The organism is Rhizobacter sp. Root1221 (assembly GCF_001425785.1).
Classification (GTDB): domain Bacteria; phylum Pseudomonadota; class Gammaproteobacteria; order Burkholderiales; family Burkholderiaceae_C; genus Rhizobacter.
The window spans coordinates 1-19,644 of sequence record NZ_LMDI01000056.1; the positions used below are offsets into that span (position 1 = coordinate 1).

Consider the following 19,644-nt stretch of genomic DNA (forward strand, 5'->3'; position numbering starts at 1 on the left):
AGACAGTGGTCGCGCGGGGGATTGGCCACTCGAAGCGCCCGAGCAAAGKTCCGGGAAGCTGGTGTTCGAGCGCATCTTTGGGTTACCTTTCTGGGCGCGCCCTCCATGTCAGGATAGTTGTCGCTTCGTCATTTCCATTCCAAGGTGGGGGGCGGAGAGAGAATGAAAGATGTCGGGGAAGCGGTATTCCGCTGAGCAGAAGCAGTGGGCGTTGGCGCAGATGTCGCCGCCCAGGAACCTGTCCACCCTGCAGTTGGCCAAAGAGTCGGGCATCACGGTGGTGAGCCTTCGACTGTGGCGCCAGGAGGCTCGAGCGAGAGGAGTATTCATGCCGGGTAGCAAAGGGATCGAAAAGTGGTCGGGCCCGGAGAAGTTCAAGGCGGTGCTGGAGACTGCATTGCTGAGTGAGGCCGAGATCTCGCAGTACTGCCGATCCAAAGCAATACAGGTCGAACACCTGCAGCAGTGGCGCAGGGCCTGCGAAGAGGCAAATGGGGTGGCGCCGGTCCTTGATGGGGCCGTGGAGAATCCGACGGCCCTTCAGCGAATCAAGAGTCTTGAGAAGGAGCTTCGTCGCAAAGACGCAGCGCTGGCGGAGGCGGCTGCGTTGCTGATCCTCAGAAAAAAAGCCGACGCGATCTGGGGACAGGAAGAGGACGAATGATCAACGCCTCGGATCGCGATGATGCAATCAGATTGATTGATGAAGCAATTGCTTCGGGCGCTCGCCAGGGGGCCGCGTGCAACGAGCTAGAGTTGACCGAGCGAACGCTGCAAAGGTGGCGACGAAACCCAGTCGATGGGCGGCCCTTGGCTCGACGAGCGGCGCCAGTGAACAAGCTCTCTGAGGACGAACGGCAAGCGGTTCTGGCGGCAGTCAATCGGTCTGACTGTGCGAATCTGACGCCCCATCAGATCGTGCCCAAACTGGCTGACGAGGGCGTGTACTTGGCCTCGGAATCGACGTTCTACCGGGTTATGAGAGCACAAGGGCAGAACCACCGGCGAGGTCGTTGCAAGGTCCCTCGTTCGCGCCCGCCAACGACGCACAGTGCGCGCGGGCCGAACCAGGTCTGGTGCTGGGATATCACTTGGCTACCCTCAACCGTGCGAGGGCAGTACTTCTATTGGTACATGGTCAAGGACATCTTCAGCCGCAAGCTCATCGTCAATGAAGTGCATGACGGCGAATCCTCAGAGAACGCCAGCCGGCTGCTTAGCCGCGGGTGCTTGCGCGAACAGACGGCGGGCAAACCAGTGATCTTGCACTCCGACAATGGCAGCGCGATGAAGGGCGGAACCCTTCTGGCAACGCTGCACGAACTGGGGGTGGTCCCTTCCTACAGCCGACCACGAGTGAGCAACGATAACGCCTATGCCGAGGCTCTGTTCCGTACGGCGAAGTACTGCCCTCTATGGCCCGAACGGCCCTTCAGCTCACTTGACGATGCGCGCGAATGGGTTCTCAAGTTCGTGCGTTGGTACAACGAAGATCACCGGCACAGCGCATTGAAATACGTCACACCTGACCAGCGTCACCGAGGGCAAGATCACGCGCTTCTGGCAAAGCGAATTGAGCTCTACAAGCAAGCCCGCACGGGAAATCCCGCACGATGGGCTGGCGGACTCAGGAATTGGAAGCTGGAAGAGATCGTGTTCCTCAATCCTGACCGGCCGCCACGAGAAGAGGTGAGGCAAGCAGCTTGACGGCGGATGCGACAACTACCTTGACACACACCGCGCGACCAGAAAGGTAACTCGGCTGCCGGGCCGAGNTTCTGGCCCGAGACCGGCGCGGCGATATGTTCCTCAATCCTGACCGGCCGCCACGAGAAGAGGTGAGGCAAGCAGCTTGACGGCGGATGCGACAACTACCTTGACACACACCGCGCGACCAGAAAGGTAACTCGGCTGCCGGGCCGAGTCCCGGCGCGGCCTCGCCAGAGAAAAAGCACAACCCGAAGCGCACAACGGACCCGGGTGGGTTCGCAGGCGGGTTGGCAGGGACGACGTCCCCTGCTCAGTGGCTGTGCAACGACCCCACGATCATCATCGTGATGGCCAGCCCGCCGGCCAGCCACCCGATCTGGGCGAGCGTCTCCCGGATGGGCAGGCGGTGCTGCAGTTGCGGGATCAGGTCGGCCACGGCCACGTAGACGAAGCTGCTGGACGCGATGACGAGCATGTACGGGAACAACTGCTCCCACGGCCCCACCACGAAGTAGCCCACCACCCCACCCACCACCGCGGCGAGGCCCGAGGCGGCGTTGTACACCAGCGCCTTCTTGCGCGACAGGCCGGCGTTGAGCAGCACGATGTAGTCGCCTACCTCCTGCGGAATCTCGTGCGCGATGATGGCGGCCGACGTGACGATGCCCAATTGCGTGTCGGTCAGGAACGCCGCGGCAATGATGATGCCGTCGCAGAAGTTGTGGATGCTGTCGCCCACCAGCACGCTCCAACCGCCCCGGCCCGCCTGCTGGCGGTCGAATCCGTGGTGGTGGTGGTGGTGGTCGCTTTCGTGGTGGTGGCCGTGGCGGTACAGCTCGGCCTTCTCCAGCAGGAAAAAGAACAACAGCCCCGCCAGCAGCGTCAGGAACAGCGAGTGCGGCGGGGCCTTGCTCTCGAACGCCTCCGGCAGCACGTGCAGCAGCGCCGTGCCCAGCAGCACGCCGGTGGACAGGCTGACCAGGTGGTGCACCACCTTCGACAGCACGGCCACGGTCAAGCTCGCCGCAATCACGACCGACAGCAACCCACCCAGGAAGGTGGCCGCCACGATGTACAGGAGTGTCATTCGAATCGACTCGTCGTCACACAAACACAAACGCAAAAAAGCCGCGCGGTGCGCGGCTTCTCACAAGGAAACGCCGGGCCGCCCCAAGTTTCCTTGGCACCCCCACGGGGGGCGGGCTGGGCGCAGCCCGGCCCTGGGGGCCCTCAGAACCAGCTGGGCCGGCCGTCAAGCCACCCCATTCGCCTTGAACCAGGCCACTGCCCGCTTCCAGCCGTCTTCGGCCGCTTCCTTGCGGTAGCTGGGCCGGTAGTCGGCGTTGAAAGCATGCGGGGTGTCGGGGTACACGACGAACTCGGATCGTTTCGCCGCCGCACTGCCCGAGGCCAGGACAGCCTTCATCTTATCAATCGTGTCAAGCGGGATGCCGGCATCGGCCCCGCCGTACAGGCCCAGCACCGGTCCGGACAGCTTGGCCGCGACGTCGACCGGCTGTTTCGGCGTCAGCGGCGAGGCCGCGCCCACGAGCCGCCCGTACCACGCGACCGTGGCCTTCACGCCCGGGTTGTGGGCGGCGTAGAGCCAGGCCTGGCGCCCGCCCCAGCAGAACCCGGTGACACCGAGCCGCGCCGTGTCGCCGCCGTTGGCCTTGGCCCAGGCCACCGTGGCGTCGAGGTCACCGAGCACCTGCTCGTCGGGCACCTTCGAGACCACCTCGCTCATCAGCTTGGTGATGTCGCTGTAGGCCTTGGCGTCACCCTGGCGCACGAACAGCTCCGGCGCGATGGCGAGGTAACCGAGCTTGGCGAAGCGCCGGGCCACGTCGGCGATGTGTTCGTGCACACCGAAGATTTCGGACAGCACGAGGATGACCGGCAGCCCGGTCTTGCCGGCGGGCGCGGCGCGGTAGCCGGGGATGTGCGACCCACCCACGGGGATCTTGATCTCGCCGGCCGTGAGGCCCGCGGTGTCGGTGGTGATGGTTTGTGCGCTCACCGGCAGCACGGCGGCGGCAAAGCCGGAACCCACCGCGGTTTGCACGAAGCCGCGCCGCGTGAAGTCGCGGGTCGGGGTGAGGCTGTCGAGGTCAGAGCGGAGCATGGTCGTCGATCTCCTGGTCACGAAGGGGGGCCGGTGAGCCACGCATTCTAGGAACGATCGCAATAACCTGTCGCCGTGACCCCGATGCCGGGTGGGCTGCCACAAAAAGACGGGACAATCGGCCGCATGAGTTCATCGCGCGCCCACGCACCCCCCACCGACCTTGCCGCCATCGACATCGGCTCCAACAGCTTCCGCCTCGAGATCGGCCAGATTTCCCCGGGCCGCTACAAGCGTGTCGACTACCTGAAGGAAACCGTGCGCCTCGGCGCCGGCCTCGACGCCGACGGCATGCTGACGGAAGACGCCGTCGAACGCGGCCTCGCCTGCCTCGCCCGCTTCACCCAGCGCCTGGCCGGCCTGCCGAAGGGCCAGGTGCGCGCCGTGGCCACGCAGACGCTGCGCGAAGCGCGCAACCGCGACCTGTTCCTCGCCCGCGCCCAGACGGTGCTGGGGCACCCCATCGAAGTGATCTCCGGCCGCGAGGAAGCGCGGCTCATCTATGCCGGCGTGGCCCGCCTGCAGCCGTCCTCCCAGCATCGCCTCGTGATCGACATCGGCGGCCGGTCCACCGAGATGATCCTGGGCCACGGCCGCACGCCGCTGCGCGCCGAGTCGTTCCAGGTGGGCAGCGTCAGCCTGTCGATGCGCTTCTTCCCCGACGGCCGGTTCTCGGAACAAGCCTTCCGCAATGCCCAGGTGGCGGCGGGCGCCGAGTTCGAAGAAGCCCTCGGGCCGTTCGCGCGCAAGCATTGGCACGAGTCGCTCGGGTCGTCCGGCACGGCCGGGGCCGTGTCGCAGCTGCTGCTGGCCAGCGGCATCACCGACGGCGCCATCACACCTGACGGGCTGCGCTGGTGCATGGCCCAGTGCCTGAAGGCTGGCCGGGCCGACCGCCTGTCGCTGCCCGGCCTCAAGGACGATCGCCGGGCCGTGCTCGGCGGCGGCCTCGCCATCCTCTACACGCTCGCCACCCACTTCGGCATCGACGCGCTGCAGCCCGCCAAGGGGGCCCTGCGCCAAGGCGTGATCTTCGACCTCGACGAACAACGTGCCGCCAGCGCGGGCCGGTCCACCGGCGCAGCCGGCCACGACATGCGCGACGCCTCGGTGCGCGACCTGCAGCAGCGCTTCGAGGTGGACACCGCCCAGGCGAAACGGGTCGAGGCCGTGGCGGCAGCGCTGTACACCCCGCTGGCCGGGACCGATCCCGACCCGCACCGCCACCTGGGGTGGGCCTGCGCACTGCACGAAATCGGCATGATGGTGTCGCACCATGACCACCACCGCCACAGCGCCTACCTGCTGAGCCACGTGGACGCGGCGGGGTTCTCGCAATCGCAGCAACGGCGCCTGGCCGAGCTGGTGCTCGCCCAGCGGGGCGGGCTGCGCAAGGTGGAGCAGCAACTCGCCGACCCCGGCTTTGCGCTGCAGGTGCTGTGCCTGCGGCTGGCCATCATCCACTGCCACGCACGCCAGCCCGTGCCGGCCGGCACCACCTCGCTGAAGCTGAAGGACAACGTGGCCGTGCTGAGCGTGCCCGGCGACTGGGCCGACAGCCACCCGCGCACGCTCTACCTGCTGAACGAGGAAGTGGGCGTGTGGGACAAGAGCGGCGTGACGCGGCTGCAGGTGCGCAGCTGAGACGTCACTGTGTGGCGCAGCTGAGCCACACATCCACCCGGCTGCGCAGGTCGGCGGCCAGCCGGCCGCGGGGTGCTTCGCGCCGGTAGGTGCCGGCCGTGGCGTTCAGCCGGGCCGCCGCAGCCACGGCGGCGAGGTTGCCCGAGGGGAACACGGCGATGTAGGTGTCCACGCCCAGGTCGGCCGGCAAGGCGCTGACGTACGACACCGGCAGCCCGAACACCTGCACGGGCACGGGCAACACGAAGTCGCCCTCGAGTTTCCCAGGCTTGGCCCCGAGCGCGGCAAGCGCCTTCACGACGGACCTGGCCTTGCCGTTGGGCACTTCGCACGAGAGCGCCTGGACGACCAGGGCCTCGGCCTTCCTGGTGTCGGCGGCATGGCCGCCGGAAGCCAGCGTGGCGAGCATCGCCAGCAGCGGCAGGTGCCGTCGGCTCATGGGGGACCCTCCTCGTGCGACCAGACACCCCCGACTGTGGGACACAGTGCGCTGCCCGACCATCCCATGAGTTTGGGGTCCGTGAGGCATGATGGGCACCAGGAGACCCCTCATGACCATCACCATCGGCCTTCACGTGTTCGACCAGGTCGAGGTGCTCGACTTCGCCGGCCCGTTCGAGGTCTTCACCACCGCAGCCCGTGTGCACCGCCGCACCCACGACGAGGACCTGTTCGCGGTGTGCACCATCGCCCGCAGCACCACGGCGGTGCGCGCCCGCGCCGGCCTGCTCGTGCAACCCGATGCGACGTTCGCCGACCACCCGCCGCTCGACGTGCTGCTGGTGCCGGGCGGCGTGGTCACCCATGAACTGGCACAGCCCGACACCCTCGGCTGGATCACCCGCACCGCTGCCGCCGTGCCGCTGGTGGCGTCCATCTGCACCGGCGCGTTCTTGTTGGCGAAGGCTGGCGTGCTCGACGGCAAGGCCGTGACCACCCACTGGGAAGACATCGACGACCTGAAGGCGATGTTCCCCGGCCTCGACGTGCGCACCGGGCAACGCTGGGTGGATGAAGGCGCCGTGGTCACGTCCGCCGGCATCTCGGCCGGCATCGACATGAGCCTGCACCTCGTGGAGCGCCTGGCCGGACGCGCGCTTGCGGAGCGCACGGCGCGGCAGATGGAATTCGACTGGACCGAAAACCCGCGCGCCTGAGCGCTTCTCGCTAGGGTTGAAGCGACGACCCCGGCAACGGTGTGGCGCGCATCAGCCCTTCCTGCGCCACCGACGCGATCAAGCGCCCGTCCTGCGTGAAGATGCTGCCACGGCAGAAGCCGCGGGCGTTGCCGGCAAACGGGGAGTCGGTGGTGTAGAGCATCCACTCGTCCATGCGGAACGGCTCGTGGAACCACATCGCGTGGTCCAGGCTCACCACCTGCAGGTTGCCCTTCATGAAACTCATGCCGTGGGGCATCAGGGCCGAACGCAGCAGCCCGAAGTCGGACGAGTACGCGAGCATGGCCTGGTGCAGCACCGGGTCGTCGGGCAGGCGGTCCACCGCACGGAACCAGGCGTCGTTGCGCGGCGGGGCCACGGGTGGATCGAACGGGTCGAGCGGCACCACCTGGCGGATCTCGATGGCGGTCTCGGCGTGCAACACCGCCCGCAACCGCTCGGGCAGCTTGTGGATGTGCTGGCGGCGCAGCTCGAGGTCGCTGGTCAACCCCTCGGGGCCGGGCACCTGCGGCATGCCGGCGCGGTGCGACGGGCCGTCCTCCGGCACGTGGAACGACGCGGCGAAGTTGAAAATGGGCTGGCCGTGCTGGATGGCCACCACGCGGCGCGTGGTGAAGCTGCCACCGTCGCGGATGCGGTCCACGTCGTAGACGATGCGGGCGTGTTTGTCGCCGGGGCGCAGGAAGTAGGCGTGCAGTGAGTGGACGGTGCGGCTGCCCTCGACCGTCAGCGCCGCGGCCATCAGGGCCTGGCCGAGCACCTGGCCGCCGAACACACGCGGGCTGCCGATGTCGCCACTGATGCCTCGGAACAGGTTCTGCTCGAGCTGCTCGACCTGCAGCAGCCCGATCAGCTCTTGGACTTGGGGATTCATGCCGGAATGATCGCACGGGGCCCCCCGGCACGTGCCGTCACCTCGGCGACAGGCGGGCGGCCAGAAGGTCGACAAGGCACGCTATCCGCGCCGTGATTGGCGGCCCTGCGCCGCGCGGGACGGATCAGAGCAGGTCGGGCGCCTGCACCGCCTGCACGACCACCTGCGACACCCCCTCGCGCATGCGCTGGCGCAACCACCACACGCCGCCTTTTTTCATGACCCAGGTCTGGTGCACCTCGCCGAGCAGCAAGGCGGCCACCTGGCCCAGCGTAGGCTGGTGGCCGATGACCAGCACCGGCTCGCTGGCGTCGGGCCAGCGCACGGCGCTGAGCAGCGCCACCGGCGACGCCTCGGGCGCCAGGGCCTGCACGGTCTTGAAGTGGCGGTCGAGCGCCTTGGCGGTCTGCTGCGTGCGCGCGGCCGGGCTCACCATGATGCGGGTGGAGTGCGCCATGCGCTGGTTCAGCCACTCGGCCATGCGCTGGGCCTGGCGCTCGCCCTTCGTGGTGAGCGTGCGGTCGAGGTCGGACTGGCCTTCCTTGATCACGTGGGCTTCGGCATGGCGCCAGAGGATCAGGTCCATCACACGCTCCCGGAGTGTTTCGCCATCAGCGCCTGCTGGGCGCTCGGGCCATCGGTGCCCAGGCGGAGGTAGCTGCCGTCGACCTGGAGTTCCCAGGCATCCTTCAGGTCGTGCAGGTACGGCACGAGGCATTCGTCGATCACGCGCTGGCGCAGTTTCGCATCCCGCACCGGCCAGGCCACCTCGATGCGACGGAACATGTTGCGGCCCATCCAGTCGGCACTGGACAGCAGCAGCGTCTCGTCCTCGTCGGTGTCGCCCCAGCGGAAGTACAGCACGCGCGAATGTTCGAGCAGCCGCCCCACCACCGAGATCACGCGAATGCCCGGGATGGGCGGCAGCATGCAGGCCCCGCGGACGATCAGGTCGATGTGGGCGCCGGCCTGGGCTGCCATCACCAGGGCCTGCATGATGGGCACGTCGGTCAGTGCGTTGACCTTCGCGACAATGCGCGCCGGCTTGCCCGCGCGGGCCGCCTGCGTGACGCTGTCGATGTGGCGCACCACCTGGCGGTGCAGCGTGAACGGGGCCTGCAGCAGCTGGCGCAGCGGGCGTGTCTTGCCCAGGCTCGCGAGCTGCTGGAACACGGCATCGGCGTCGGACGTGAGGTCGGCATCGGCCGTCAGGTAACCCACGTCGGTGTAGAGCCGAGCGGTCTTCGGGTTGTAGTTGCCGGTGGACAGGTGCCCGTAGCGGCGCAGCCGCGTGCCTTCCCGGCGGGTGACCAGCAGCAGCTTCGCGTGGGTCTTCAGGCCCACGATGCCGTACACCACCTGCGCGCCCACCGCCTCCAGGCGCTCGGCCCAGTTGATGTTGGCCTCCTCGTCGAAGCGGGCCTTCAATTCCACCACCGCCATCACTTCCTTGCCGCGCCGGGCCGCCTCGATCAGCAGGTCCATCAGCGGCGACTCGCTGCCGGTGCGGTAGATCGTCTGCTTGATGGCCAGCACGTCGGGGTCGTGCACCGCTTCGCGCAGGAACTGCACCACCGGCTCGAAAGAGTCGAACGGGTGGTGCATCAGCACGTCGCGGTCACGCAGCTGCTCGAAGAAGGACTCATCGCGCGACAGCCCTTCGGGCCACGGCGCGTCGTGCGGCGGGAAACGCAGCTCGGGGGCGTCGGCGCCGTCGATCAGGGCGTTCAGGCGCACGAGGTTCACCGGGCCGTTCACGAGGTACAGGGCGGCCGGCGGCAACGCGAACTGCACGAGCAGGAACTGCGAGAGCTCGGGCGGGCAGGTGTTGACCACCTCGAGGCGGATGGCCTGGCCGAAGTGCCGCGTGGTCAAGCCCGAGCGGAGCGCCTGGCGCAGGTTCGTCACGTCCTGCTCGTCCACTTCCAGGTCCGAATCGCGGGTGAGGCGGAACTGCGAAAACGCCTCCACCTCCCGGCCCGGGAACAGTTCCTCCAGGTGGGCACGGATCACACTCGTCAACAACACGAACACCTGGTGGCCGCCCGAGATCTCGTCGGGCAACCGGATGACCCGCGGCAGCACCCGCGGCACCTTGACGATGGCAATGATGTTCTCGCGCCCGAACGCGTCCTTGCCGCCCAGGCGCACGATGAAGTTCAGCGACTTGTTGGCCACCTGCGGGAACGGGTGCGACGGGTCGAGCCCCACCGGCACCAGCAGGGGCCGCACCTGGCGCTGGAAGAACTGGTTCACCCACTGGCGCTGCGCCTCGTTGCGCTCGCCGTGGTTCAGGATGCGGATGTGGTGGCGTTGCAGCGCCGGCATCACTTCCTCGTTGAACGCGCGGTACTGGTCGTCGATCAGCGCATGGGCGTCGGCGGCCACCGCCTCCAGGTCGCGGTTCGACACGCCGGCACCCGGCAGGCGTGCCGCCTCGATGTAGTCGGCGAACCGCACCTCGAAGAACTCGTCCATGTTCGACGAGACGATGCAGATGTAGCGGAGCCGCTCGAGCAGCGGCACGTCGGGCCGGCGGGCCTGGGCCAGAACGCGCCGGTTGAAATTGAGGATGGCGCTTTCGCGGTTCAGCAGGCCGAGCAGCGGGGGGGCATCGTTCATCACACCAGTTTATGAACCTTTGGCGACGGTTTTGTGACAGCTGTCACGGGCTTGTCATGAATGGGCACGAGGTGCCCGATGAACTCGCGGCACACCGCATCCCAGTCCATCGTCAACGCCCGGCGGCGGGCATCTTCGCGCGGCGTGCCGAGCGCCTTCATCGCGGCCGCGCGGAGATCGTCGTCGAGCACGCCCCCTTCTGGCGTCTTCCCCAGCACATCGAGCGGGCCGGGCACCGGGAACGCGGCCACCGGCGTGCCACAGGCCAGCGCCTCCAGCATCACCAGGCCAAAGGTCTCGGAGCGGCCGGGGAACACGAACACGTCGGCAGCGCTGTAGATGTTCACGAGTTCGGACCGGGGCACGACCCCGCGCCAGTGCACGTTCGGGTATTGGCGCCGCAACCGCTCCTGCAGCGGCCCGACCCCATAGACCACCTTCGAGCCCGGCAGGTCCAGGTCGAGGAAGGCCTCCAGGTTCTTCTCGTAGCTCAGGCGGCCCACGTGCAGGAACACCGGCCGGGGCAGGCCCAGGTCCGCGCCCGGCACGGGGTGGAACAGCCCCAGGTCCACGCCGTGGGACCATCGCTTGAGTGGCGCGAATCCGTACCCGTCGAGGATGTCGTACATGCCCGCGCTGGGCACCATGATCCCGGACGACGGCGCGTGGAACCGCCGGAACCACGCATACCCCCAGCGCTCGGGCACGTGCAGCGCACGCGCGAGGATCTCGGGGAAGCGCGTGTGGAACGCCGTGGTGAATGCCAGCCCATGGCGCAGGCACCAGGCCCGGGCCGCCGAACCGAGCGGGCCTTCGGTGGCGATGTGGATGGCGTCAGGCTGGGCCTCGGCCAGCAGCGCGTTCACGCGGGTGGCCGGCCGCCAGGCGAGTTCGATCTCTCGATAACCAGGACAGGCGAACCGGCGAAACCCCGACGGCTCCACCAGCACCACGTCGTGCCCGTGGGCCAGCAGCCCCGCGTGCAACTCCACCAGCGTGGTGACCACGCCGTTGACTTGCGGCGTCCAGGCGTCGGTGACGAGTGCGACCCTCATGCCACCGCCGCCACCTGGGCTGCCCGGCCCGGCAGCCGGGACGACCAGTCGACAATCTCCAGCTGACCGTCGGCGTGTTCCACCAGGGCCGTGAGGCTCTCCACCCAATCGCCGTCGTTGGCGTACAGGATGCCGTCGATGTCGCGCAGTTCGGCGTGGTGGATGTGCCCGCACACCACCCCCTGCACACCCCGCTTGCGTGCCTCCCGGGCCACGGCCCGTTCGAAGTCTCCCACGTAGCTGACTGCGCGCTTGACCTTGAGCTTCAGGTACTTCGACAGGCTCCAGTACGGCAGCCCGAGGCGCGCGCGCAGCGAGTTCAGGTAGCGGTTGAGTTTCAGCGTGAACTCGTACAGGCTGTCGCCCACGTGGGCAAGCCACTTGGCGCACTGGATCACGCCATCGAACAGGTCGCCGTGCATCACCCACAGCTTGCGGCCGTCGGCCGTCTCGTGAACCCAGTCCTCCGCCACGTCGATGCCACCGAAGTTGTGGCCCACGTAGCGGCGGGCGAATTCGTCGTGGTTGCCGGGAATGAAGATCACCCGGGTGCCCTTGCGCGCCTTGCGCAGCAGCTTCTGCACCACGTCGTTGTGCGCCTGCGGCCAGTACCAGCTGCGGCGCAGTTGCCAGCCGTCGATGATGTCGCCCACGAGGAAGAGGTGGTCGCACTCCACGTGCTTGAGGAAATCGAGCAGGGCGTCGGCCTGGCAGCCGGGCGTGCCCAGGTGCAAGTCCGAGATCCACACCGCGCGATAGCGCGCCTTCCGGCCGGGGGACAAGTCGTCGTCGCCCGGTGGGTCATCGCGTCGCGCAGGGGGGTCAGTCCAAGCGCGGAGGGTGGCGGCGGCGGTGTGCATGGACCTGCATCGTCCCCCTGGGGTGTGACGGGGGTGAGGCGTTGGTGTGAATCTTCGGTGACGGGTTTCTGCCCACTGCTGTCCCCGTCACCCCCGTCACCCCGACGGACGTCGGGGCCCACTGGGCGCTGCGAGTTGAGTTTTCTCCCAGGCGCGGCCTCGCCTGAGAGAAAACATCACTCGCAGCGGATGGCAGGCGGCCCCGGGGGGCCGGGGTGACGGGGCGAACGCCCCATCGGACCCAAAGCGCAGGTGATACCTGGGGGCTTGGCGCCGACCCGGGATAATCGCCGGATGCACCTGATGATCCCATTCGCCTCCGTGCTGTCCGAGAGCGGGCAGCACACGCTCCGCGACCTGGACCTGCCCAACCTCGCCAAGCTGCTCGCCCGACTGACCGCCACCCACCGCGTCGGCACCGACGAGTACACCCTCACGACACCGCACGAACGCGCGCTGGCCGACGCCCTCGGCTGGTCAGGCGACGACGGCTGCCTGCCATGGGCCGCGCAGGCCGCCCGCGCCGACAGCATCGACCCCGGCTCCCGCGCGTGGGGCCTGCTGACGCCGGTGCACTGGCACGTGGGCTCCGACCACGTGAGCCTCGCCGACCCGCACGCGCTGCACCTGAGCGCCCAGGCCTCCCACACGCTGTTCGAGGCCGTCCAACCGCTGTTCGACGGCGAAGGCTGGTCGCTCGCGTGGGGCGGTCCCACCCGTTGGTACGCATCCCACGAGTCGCTCGACAACCTGCCCGCCGCCTCCATCGACCGCGCCATCGGCCGCAACATCGACCTGTGGATGGCCTCGCACCCGCAGGCCCGCCTCGTGCGCCGCCTGCAGAACGAGGTGCAGATGCTGCTGTACCAGCACCCGCTGAACGACGAACGCGTGGGGCTCGGTGCCCTGCCCGTCAATTCGTTCTGGCTGAGCGGCTGTGGCCGCGCCCAACCCGAACGCGCCAACAACGACCGGGTGATCGACAACCGCCTGCGGGCGCCAGCCATCGCCCATGACTGGGCAGGCTGGGCCGACGCCTGGCGCACGCTCGACGCCGGCCCGCTGGCGCAGGCCGTGGAGGCCGCGCGCAGCGGCCAGGACGTGACCCTCACGCTGTCGGGCGAACGGTACGCGCAGCGTTTCGGGCGGCTCGACCAGCCGCTGTGGGCCCGCCTGCGGCAAAAACTCGCACCGGCATCGGTCCACCCCATGCTGGCGGCACTGTGATGGCCGGCCCCACCCTGCAACGCCGCGACGTGCCCCCGCGCGTCGTGTGGGCGCTCGAACAATCGGGCGTGCACCCGCTGCTGGCACGCCTGTTCGCGGCCCGCGGTGTGCGCCAGACCGACGAGCTCGACGACGGCCTCGCCCGCCTGCTGCCGCCATCCGCGCTGCTGGGCGCACAGGCCGCCGCCCGGTTCCTCGCCGACGCGCTGGCGGCGCGCCGCCGCATCTGCGTGGTGGCCGATTACGACTGCGACGGTGCCACCGCCTGCGCCGTGGCGCTGCGCGGCCTCGCGATGCTGGGCGCCGCACCAGGCACGTTGTGCCACGTGGTGCCCGACCGCGCAGTCCACGGCTATGGCCTCACCCCCGCCATCGTCGACCTGGCCATGGCCTCCCGCCCCGACGTGCTGCTGACCGTGGACAACGGCATCGCAAGCCTCGCCGGCGTGGCCCACGCCCGCGCACTGGGCATCGACGTGGTGGTGACCGACCACCACCTGCCCGCGAAGGAACAGGGTGACATCGTGCTGCCCGACGCCACGGTGATCGTGAACCCCAACCAGCCCGGGTGCGGTTTCGAGAGCAAGAACCTCTCGGGCGTAGGTGTGATGTTCTACGTGCTGCTGGCACTGCGCAGCGAACTGCGCGATCGCGGTGTGTTCACGCCCGAGCAGCAACCCCGGCTCGACGCGCTGCTCGACCTGGTGGCGCTTGGCACCGTGGCCGACGTGGTGCGGCTCGACGCCAACAACCGCCGCCTCGTGGCGCAGGGCTTGAAGCGCATCCGCGCCGGCCGCATGCAGCCTGGCGTGGCCGCGCTGTTCGCCGCCGCGGGGCGCGACGCCACGCGGGCCTGCGGCTTCGACTTCGGCTTTGCGCTGGGGCCGCGCATCAATGCGGCGGGCCGCCTCTCCGACATGTCGCTCGGCATCGAGTGCCTGCTGACCGACGACCCGGCACGTGCCACCGAACTCGCGCAGCAGCTCGACGCCATCAACCGCGAACGCCGCGAGGTGGAGGCGGGCATGCGCGAGCAGGCCGAAGGCATGCTGGAAGACCTGCTGGCCCACGCGGACCTGGCCGGTGGCTCGCCGTCGGCGCTGGCCATCTATGACCCCGACTTCCACGAGGGGGTGGTGGGCATCGTGGCGTCGCGCCTGAAAGACCGCCTGCACCGTCCCACCTTCGTGTTCGCGAAGGGCCAGGACGGGCTCCTCAAGGGCTCGGGCCGGTCCATCCCCGGCTTCCACCTGCGCGACGCCCTCGACCTCGTCAGCAAACGCCACCCCGGCGTGCTCAAGCGCTTCGGCGGCCACGCGATGGCCGCGGGCGCCACGCTCGACGAGGCGGACTTCCCCACCTTCGAACGCGCGCTGCGCGACGTGGCCAGCGAGTGGCTCGACGCCGCCACCCTGGCACGCACGCTGCTCACCGACGGCCCGCTGAACGCCGAGTACTTCACCGCCGAGACGGTGCGGGCGCTCGACGCGCAGGTGTGGGGCCAGGCCTTCGACCCGCCGGTGTTCAGCGACGAGGTGGAGGTCATCTCGCAACGGCTCGTGGGTGAAAAGCACCTGAAGCTGTCGGTGCGCCACGCGGGCACGGTGCGCGACGCCATCTGGTTCGGCCACAGCGACCCCGTGGGGGAACGCATCACGCTCGCCTACCAGCTGCGCCTGGACGAGTACAACGGCCGGCAGCGGGTGCAGATGATCGTCGAAGGGATCGGCTGAGGATCGGTCAAGACAGGGCGGGGATTTGGAGGCACACTGGTTGCCCCTTGCGCCCCCTGCCACAAGCAACGTCATGACGCACTACCTGGCGAACCACGCCCGTTACGAATCCATCCCCTACCGCCGCAGCGGCAAGAGCGGCCTGAAGCTGCCGGCCGTCTCGCTCGGCCTGTGGCACAACTTCGGCGGGGTCGATCGCCTGGAGACGCAACGCGCCCTGGTGCGCTGCGCGTTCGACCACGGCATCACCCACTTCGACCTCGCCAACAACTACGGCCCGCCCCCGGGCTCCGCCGAAACGAACTTCGGCACGCTGCTGCGCACCGACCTTGCCCCGTACCGCGACGAGCTGATCATCTCCAGCAAGGCCGGCTACACGATGGGCCCGGGCCCGTACGGCGACTGGGGGTCGCGCAAGTACCTCGTCTCGAGCCTGGACCAGAGCCTGAAGCGCATGGGCCTCGAGTACGTCGACATCTTCTACCACCACCGCCCCGACCCCGAGACCCCGCTCGAGGAAACGATGGCCGCGCTCGACCACATCGTGCGCAGCGGCAAGGCGCTGTACGTGGGGGTGTCCAACTATCCGGCCGACCTGACCCGGCGCGCGGCGAAGATCCTGCGCGGCCTGGGCACGCCGTGCCTGATCCACCAGCCCCGCTACAGCATGCTCGACCGCTGGGTGGAAGACGGCCTGCTGCAGGCGCTTGACGAGGAAGGCATCGGCTGCATCGCGTTTTCACCGCTGGCCCAAGGGCTGTTGAGCGACCGCTACCTCGGCGGCAGCGTGCCGTCCGATTCGCGGGCCTCGCTGGGGGTGTTCCTGAAACCCACCGACATCACCCCGGAACGCCTGGCCACGCTGCGCGCGCTGAACGACCTGGCGCAGGGCCGTGGCCAGACGCTCGCCCAGATGGCCCTCACCTGGGTGCTGCGCCACCAGGGCATGACGTCGGTGCTGATCGGCGCCAGCCGCGAGTCCCAGATCCTCGATGCGGTGAAGGCCGTCAACGCGGCCGGGCTGTCGGACACCGAGGTGAGCGCCATCGAGCGCATCCTCACCAAGGCGTGACCCGGGCGCGACGCACCGACCCGAGATCTGACCCGATGCGCCGCCTCGTCACCCTGATCGTGTTCGCGCTGGCCACCGCCAGCGCGTGGGCCGACCCGCAACTCGCGGTCACCCCGGTGGCCACCGGCCTGCAACACCCGTGGGGCCTCGCGTTCCTGCCCGATGGCCGGATGCTCGTCACCGAACGCCCCGGCCGCCTTCGGGTGGTGGACCGCAACGGCCAGCTGTCGGCCCCCGTGGCCGGCTTGCCGGCGATGGACGCCCGGGGCCAGGGCGGCCTGCTCGACGTGGCACTCGACCCCGGCTTTGCCACCAACGCCCTCGTCTACCTGAGCTACGCCGAACCCGGTGACGGCGGCAAGAACGGCACCGCCGTGGCCCGGGGCAAGCTGGTGGGCAACACGCTCACCGGCGTGGCGGTGATCTTCCGCCAGCGCGACAAGGTGGCCAGCACCAACCACTTCGGCTCGCGGCTGGTGTTCGATCGGCAGGGGCGGCTCTACATCACGCTCGGCGACCGCTTCTCGCGCCGCGACGACGCGCAGAACCTCGCGTCGCACCTGGGCAAGACCATCCGCATCGAGGCCGACGGCGCCGTGCCGGCCGACAACCCGTTCATCAAGACCCCCGGCGCGTTGCCCGAGATCTGGAGCTACGGCCACCGCAACATGCAGGGGGCCGCGCTGCACCCCACCACCGGGGAACTGTGGACCCATGAACACGGCCCGCAGGGCGGCGACGAACTGAACATCGACCTCGGCGGCCACAACTACGGCTGGCCGGTGGTGTCGTACGGCGCCGAGTACGGCAGCGGCAAACCCATCGGTGAAGGCACCACGAAGGCCGGCATGACCCCACCGGTCACCTACTGGGTGCCGTCCATCGCCACCAGCGGCATGGCCTTCCTCACCAGCAACCGCTACCCCGGCTGGCAGGGCCAGCTGTTCATCGGCGCGTTGCGCGGGCAGGCGCTCGTGCGCCTGCAACTCGAAGGGCGGAGGGTGGTGCACGAAGAGCGCCTGCTGACCGACCTGGGCGAACGCATCCGCGACGTGCGCCAGGGACCCGACGGGTGGCTGTACCTGCTCACCGACAGCCCCGAGGGCCGGGTTCTGCGGCTTACGCCACGGTGAAATGACCCGTGTCGGGCGAGGCGCTCCCCCCTCTGCCTACAATGACTTGGTGAAATCCCTGACCTCCGACCTCAACGCCGACCTGCATTGCCATTCCGTGGTGTCGGACGGCACGCTGACACCCGAGGCCCTCGCCGAACGCGCACGGGCCAACGGGGTGGAGTTGTGGGCGCTGACGGACCACGACGAGGTGGGGGGCCAGCACCGGGCCCGCGCCGCGGCTGGCGCGCTGGGCCTGCCCTACCTGACCGGGGTCGAGATCTCGGTCACCTTCGCCGGGACCACGGTGCACATCGTAGGCCTCGGGTTCGACCCCGATCAGCCCCAGCTCCTGCAAGGGCTGTCGGCCACCCGCGGGGGCCGCGAAGCACGCGCCCGCGAGATGGCCGAGGGCCTGGCCACCGTCGGCATCCACGGCGCCTACGAAGGGGCACTGAAGTACGTGGGCAACCCGGAACTCATCTCGCGCACGCACTTCGCGCGCCACCTGGTGGACTCCGGCGTCTGCAGCGACACGCAGGAGGTGTTCCGCCGCTTCCTGATCGACGGGCGCCCTGGCTTCGTGCCCCACCGCTGGGCCAAGCTCGGCGACGCGGTGCGCTGGATCGTCGAGGCCGGAGGCACCGCCGTCATCGCCCACCCCGGCCGCTACAAGTTCACGCCCAACGAGGAATACGCCCTCTTCACCGAATTCATCGCGCACGGCGGCCGGGGTGTCGAGGTGATCACGGGCAGCCACACCGCGGCCGACTTCGTGAAGTACGCCGACATGGCCGTCGAGTTCGGCCTGCTCGCCTCGCGCGGCTCCGACTTCCACAGCCCCGCGGAAAGCCACATCGACCTCGGCAAGCTGCCCCCGCTGCCGGCCCGCCTCACGCCCGTGTGGAGCGCGCTTTCGGAACGCGTGCTGCAGCCGTCGTGACCCGCCACGGTCAGTGCCGCGGATACCATCGCTGACTGACCCCAAGGAGCGCACCGTGCCCCAATACGTCGAAGTGCATCCGGACAACCCGCAGCAGCGCCTGCTCAAGCAGGCCGCCGAGATCCTGCACGCCGGCGGCATCGCCGCCGTGCCCACCGATTCGAGCTATGCGCTCGTGTGCCACCTCGACGACAAGGCCGCGGCCGAGAAGCTGCGCCGCATCCGCGGGGTGGACGACAAGCACCACCTCACGCTGCTGTGCCGCGACCTGTCGGAACTGGCGAGCTACGCCAAGGTGGACAACAAGCAGTACCGCCTGCTCAAGAGCGCCACGCCGGGGCCGTTCACCTTCATCCTCGAGGCCACGAAAGAAGTGCCACGGCGTGTTTCGCACCCGTCGCGCCGCACCATCGGGCTGCGTGTGCCCGAACACGTGACGCTGCAGCAACTGCTCACCGTCTTCGGCCAACCGTTGCTGGCCACCACGCTGATCCCACCGGGCGAGACCGAACCGCTGAACGACCCGGAAGAGATCCGCGAGCGGTTCGCCGGGCAGATCCAGGCCGTGGTGGACGCTGGCGCGTGCGCCATGGCACCCACCACCGTGGTGGACCTGACGAAGGAGCCGCCCGAGGTCGTGCGGCAGGGCCGCGGCGACGCAGCGCTGCTGGGCCTGGGCTGAGAGGCTGAAGGAGCCCCGAAACCGGCCATGTCCCTCGACCAGATCCTCGCCTTCTGCGCCTTCGCGGCCATCAGCTCCATCACGCCGGGGCCCAACAACATGATGCTCCTGGCGTCGGGGCTGAACCATGGGTTCGTGCGGTCCCTGCCTCACCTGGCCGGCATCAGCATCGGGTTCGTGATCCTGGTGTTCGCCACGGGGCTGGGCATGCACGCGCTGTTCGTTCAGGTGCCCGCGCTGCAGACCGTGCTGAAGTACGTGGGCGCCGCGTACCTGCTGTGGCTGGCCTGGAAGCTGGCCCGCGCCGTCCCGGTGGCGCCGGGCGAGGCCAGTGCCACCAAGCCGATGTCGTTCTTCGGTGCCGCCGCGTTCCAATGGGTCAACCCAAAGGCCTGGGTGATGGCCATCAGCGCGCTCACCACCTACCTGCCCCACGCGTTCGGGGTTCCCGACGTGCTGCTCCTCGCGCTGGTGTTCGGTGCCGTGGGCGCACCGTGCATCGCCGCCTGGGCCTCGTGCGGCGTGGCGATGCGCCGCGTGTTGCAGAACCCGCGGTCGGTGCGCATCTTCAACGGGGTGTGTGCGGCGTTGCTGGTGGCGTCCCTGTACCCCATCCTGTTCGAATGAGGCGGTGACAGCGTAGCCGCTCTGCGCAGCCGGCCCTGCCCGGAAGCGGATGTCCTTGCCGCAGGTGTTGAATTCACTGCCCGCAACGGGGGCGAGGGGCTATAAACAAAACCTCTTGCGCAGTCCGGAGACCGGTGCAAGCGCAGGCAACGAATCGGCAGGTTCCGCACGGCGCAGGTG

The 19,644-nt window shown here is 68.9% G+C and carries 18 protein-coding genes; 10 read left to right on the forward strand and 8 right to left on the reverse strand.

Annotated elements, in window-relative coordinates; translation table 11 throughout:
* Window positions 1–169 precede the first annotated feature (169 nt).
* A protein-coding gene (locus ASC87_RS31275) for an IS3 family transposase (RefSeq protein ID WP_157604375.1) occupies window positions 170–1,707 on the forward strand; the annotation gives its coding sequence in 2 pieces (ribosomal slippage) (window positions 170–620 and window positions 620–1,707; 1,539 coding nt in all).
* A gap of 313 nt (window positions 1,708–2,020) precedes the next feature.
* Here the strand turns inward: ASC87_RS31275 and ASC87_RS26060 are convergent.
* Window positions 2,021–2,797 (reverse strand): ZIP family metal transporter, encoded by a 777-nt coding sequence (locus ASC87_RS26060; protein WP_056669854.1) that lies wholly within the window; start codon window positions 2,795–2,797, stop codon window positions 2,021–2,023.
* A 165-nt stretch (window positions 2,798–2,962) separates the two neighbouring features.
* Window positions 2,963–3,835: a dienelactone hydrolase family protein gene (locus ASC87_RS26065; protein ID WP_056669857.1), complete on the reverse strand. Its 873-nt coding sequence runs from the start codon at window positions 3,833–3,835 to the stop codon at window positions 2,963–2,965.
* A 126-nt stretch (window positions 3,836–3,961) separates the two neighbouring features.
* On the opposite strand from ASC87_RS26065, the gene ppx reads away from it, so the two are divergent.
* On the forward strand, window positions 3,962–5,479 hold the full coding sequence (gene ppx, locus ASC87_RS26070; protein ID WP_056669860.1) for an exopolyphosphatase: 1,518 nt from the start codon (window positions 3,962–3,964) through the stop codon (window positions 5,477–5,479).
* 4 nt (window positions 5,480–5,483) lie between these two features.
* Here the strand turns inward: ppx and ASC87_RS26075 are convergent, their stop codons facing one another.
* Window positions 5,484–5,918 carry a hypothetical protein gene (locus tag ASC87_RS26075; RefSeq protein ID WP_056669863.1) on the reverse strand — a complete coding sequence of 145 codons (435 nt, stop codon included), beginning with the start codon at window positions 5,916–5,918 and terminating at the stop codon, window positions 5,484–5,486.
* Between the two features lie 112 nt (window positions 5,919–6,030).
* Between ASC87_RS26075 and ASC87_RS26080 the strand changes: the two genes are divergently transcribed.
* A complete protein-coding gene (locus ASC87_RS26080) occupies window positions 6,031–6,636 on the forward strand; it encodes a DJ-1/PfpI family protein (protein WP_056669866.1) in 606 nt (201 codons plus the stop codon).
* 10 nt (window positions 6,637–6,646) lie between these two features.
* On the opposite strand, the gene ASC87_RS26085 is transcribed toward ASC87_RS26080, so the two are convergent.
* From ASC87_RS26085 to ASC87_RS26105, 5 genes are all read right to left on the reverse strand, one after another.
* Window positions 6,647–7,531, reverse strand: coding sequence for an acyl-CoA thioesterase II (locus tag ASC87_RS26085; RefSeq protein WP_056669869.1), 885 nt, complete (start codon window positions 7,529–7,531; stop codon window positions 6,647–6,649).
* A gap of 124 nt (window positions 7,532–7,655) precedes the next feature.
* Window positions 7,656–8,117: a phosphohistidine phosphatase SixA gene (sixA, locus tag ASC87_RS26090; RefSeq protein ID WP_056669872.1), complete on the reverse strand. Its 462-nt coding sequence runs from the start codon at window positions 8,115–8,117 to the stop codon at window positions 7,656–7,658.
* Window positions 8,117–10,153: a polyphosphate kinase 1 gene (gene ppk1 / locus ASC87_RS26095; RefSeq protein ID WP_056669875.1), complete on the reverse strand. Its 2,037-nt coding sequence runs from the start codon at window positions 10,151–10,153 to the stop codon at window positions 8,117–8,119. Before ppk1 ends, sixA begins: the two co-directional genes overlap by 1 nt.
* Window positions 10,153–11,208 (reverse strand): glycosyltransferase family 1 protein, encoded by a 1,056-nt coding sequence (locus ASC87_RS26100; RefSeq protein WP_056669878.1) that lies wholly within the window; start codon window positions 11,206–11,208, stop codon window positions 10,153–10,155. The genes ppk1 and ASC87_RS26100 overlap by 1 nt, the downstream gene beginning before the upstream one ends.
* Window positions 11,205–12,068 carry a UDP-2,3-diacylglucosamine diphosphatase gene (locus ASC87_RS26105; RefSeq protein ID WP_056669881.1) on the reverse strand — a complete coding sequence of 288 codons (864 nt, stop codon included), beginning with the start codon at window positions 12,066–12,068 and terminating at the stop codon, window positions 11,205–11,207. The genes ASC87_RS26100 and ASC87_RS26105 overlap by 4 nt, the downstream gene beginning before the upstream one ends.
* A 303-nt stretch (window positions 12,069–12,371) precedes the next feature.
* Between ASC87_RS26105 and ASC87_RS26110 the strand changes: the two genes are divergently transcribed.
* The 7 genes from ASC87_RS26110 (at window position 12,372) to ASC87_RS26140 (ending at window position 19,464) form a co-directional block, all read left to right on the forward strand.
* Window positions 12,372–13,295, forward strand: a complete 924-nt coding sequence (locus tag ASC87_RS26110; RefSeq protein ID WP_235582302.1) for a hypothetical protein — start codon at window positions 12,372–12,374, stop codon at window positions 13,293–13,295.
* Window positions 13,295–15,028 (forward strand): single-stranded-DNA-specific exonuclease RecJ, encoded by a 1,734-nt coding sequence (gene recJ, locus ASC87_RS26115; RefSeq protein WP_056669887.1) that lies wholly within the window; start codon window positions 13,295–13,297, stop codon window positions 15,026–15,028. Before ASC87_RS26110 ends, recJ begins: the two co-directional genes overlap by 1 nt.
* 73 nt (window positions 15,029–15,101) lie before the next feature.
* A complete protein-coding gene (locus ASC87_RS26120; RefSeq protein WP_056669890.1) occupies window positions 15,102–16,100 on the forward strand; it encodes an aldo/keto reductase in 999 nt (332 codons plus the stop codon).
* Window positions 16,101–16,135: 35 nt separating this feature from the next.
* Entirely contained in the window at window positions 16,136–17,233 is a 1,098-nt protein-coding gene (locus ASC87_RS26125; RefSeq protein WP_056669893.1) for a PQQ-dependent sugar dehydrogenase, read from the forward strand.
* 58 nt (window positions 17,234–17,291) lie between these two features.
* Window positions 17,292–18,155 carry a 3',5'-nucleoside bisphosphate phosphatase gene (locus ASC87_RS26130; protein ID WP_056670475.1) on the forward strand — a complete coding sequence of 288 codons (864 nt, stop codon included), beginning with the start codon at window positions 17,292–17,294 and terminating at the stop codon, window positions 18,153–18,155.
* A gap of 55 nt (window positions 18,156–18,210) precedes the next feature.
* Complete coding sequence (locus tag ASC87_RS26135; protein ID WP_056669896.1) at window positions 18,211–18,837, forward strand: L-threonylcarbamoyladenylate synthase; 627 nt, start codon at window positions 18,211–18,213, stop codon at window positions 18,835–18,837.
* A gap of 27 nt (window positions 18,838–18,864) precedes the next feature.
* On the forward strand, window positions 18,865–19,464 hold the full coding sequence (locus ASC87_RS26140) for a LysE family translocator (protein WP_056669899.1): 600 nt from the start codon (window positions 18,865–18,867) through the stop codon (window positions 19,462–19,464).
* Window positions 19,465–19,644: the final 180 nt, after the last annotated feature.

Coding starts and splice junctions, on each gene's coding strand:
- ASC87_RS26080 (WP_056669866.1), top strand. CDS start 6,031: ATGACCATCACCATCGGCCTTCACGTGTTCGACCAGGTCGAGGTGCTC.
- ppk1 (WP_056669875.1), bottom strand. CDS start 10,153: ATGAACGATGCCCCCCCGCTGCTCGGCCTGCTGAACCGCGAAAGCGCC.
- ASC87_RS26085 (WP_056669869.1), bottom strand. CDS start 7,531: ATGAATCCCCAAGTCCAAGAGCTGATCGGGCTGCTGCAGGTCGAGCAG.
- ASC87_RS26065 (WP_056669857.1), bottom strand. CDS start 3,835: ATGCTCCGCTCTGACCTCGACAGCCTCACCCCGACCCGCGACTTCACG.
- ASC87_RS26105 (WP_056669881.1), bottom strand. CDS start 12,068: ATGCACACCGCCGCCGCCACCCTCCGCGCTTGGACTGACCCCCCTGCG.
- ASC87_RS26125 (WP_056669893.1), top strand. CDS start 16,136: ATGCGCCGCCTCGTCACCCTGATCGTGTTCGCGCTGGCCACCGCCAGC.
- ASC87_RS26140 (WP_056669899.1), top strand. CDS start 18,865: ATGTCCCTCGACCAGATCCTCGCCTTCTGCGCCTTCGCGGCCATCAGC.
- ASC87_RS26110 (WP_235582302.1), top strand. CDS start 12,372: ATGATCCCATTCGCCTCCGTGCTGTCCGAGAGCGGGCAGCACACGCTC.
- sixA (WP_056669872.1), bottom strand. CDS start 8,117: ATGGACCTGATCCTCTGGCGCCATGCCGAAGCCCACGTGATCAAGGAA.
- ASC87_RS26100 (WP_056669878.1), bottom strand. CDS start 11,208: ATGAGGGTCGCACTCGTCACCGACGCCTGGACGCCGCAAGTCAACGGC.
- ASC87_RS26120 (WP_056669890.1), top strand. CDS start 15,102: ATGACGCACTACCTGGCGAACCACGCCCGTTACGAATCCATCCCCTAC.
- recJ (WP_056669887.1), top strand. CDS start 13,295: ATGGCCGGCCCCACCCTGCAACGCCGCGACGTGCCCCCGCGCGTCGTG.
- ppx (WP_056669860.1), top strand. CDS start 3,962: ATGAGTTCATCGCGCGCCCACGCACCCCCCACCGACCTTGCCGCCATC.
- ASC87_RS26075 (WP_056669863.1), bottom strand. CDS start 5,918: ATGAGCCGACGGCACCTGCCGCTGCTGGCGATGCTCGCCACGCTGGCT.
- ASC87_RS26060 (WP_056669854.1), bottom strand. CDS start 2,797: ATGACACTCCTGTACATCGTGGCGGCCACCTTCCTGGGTGGGTTGCTG.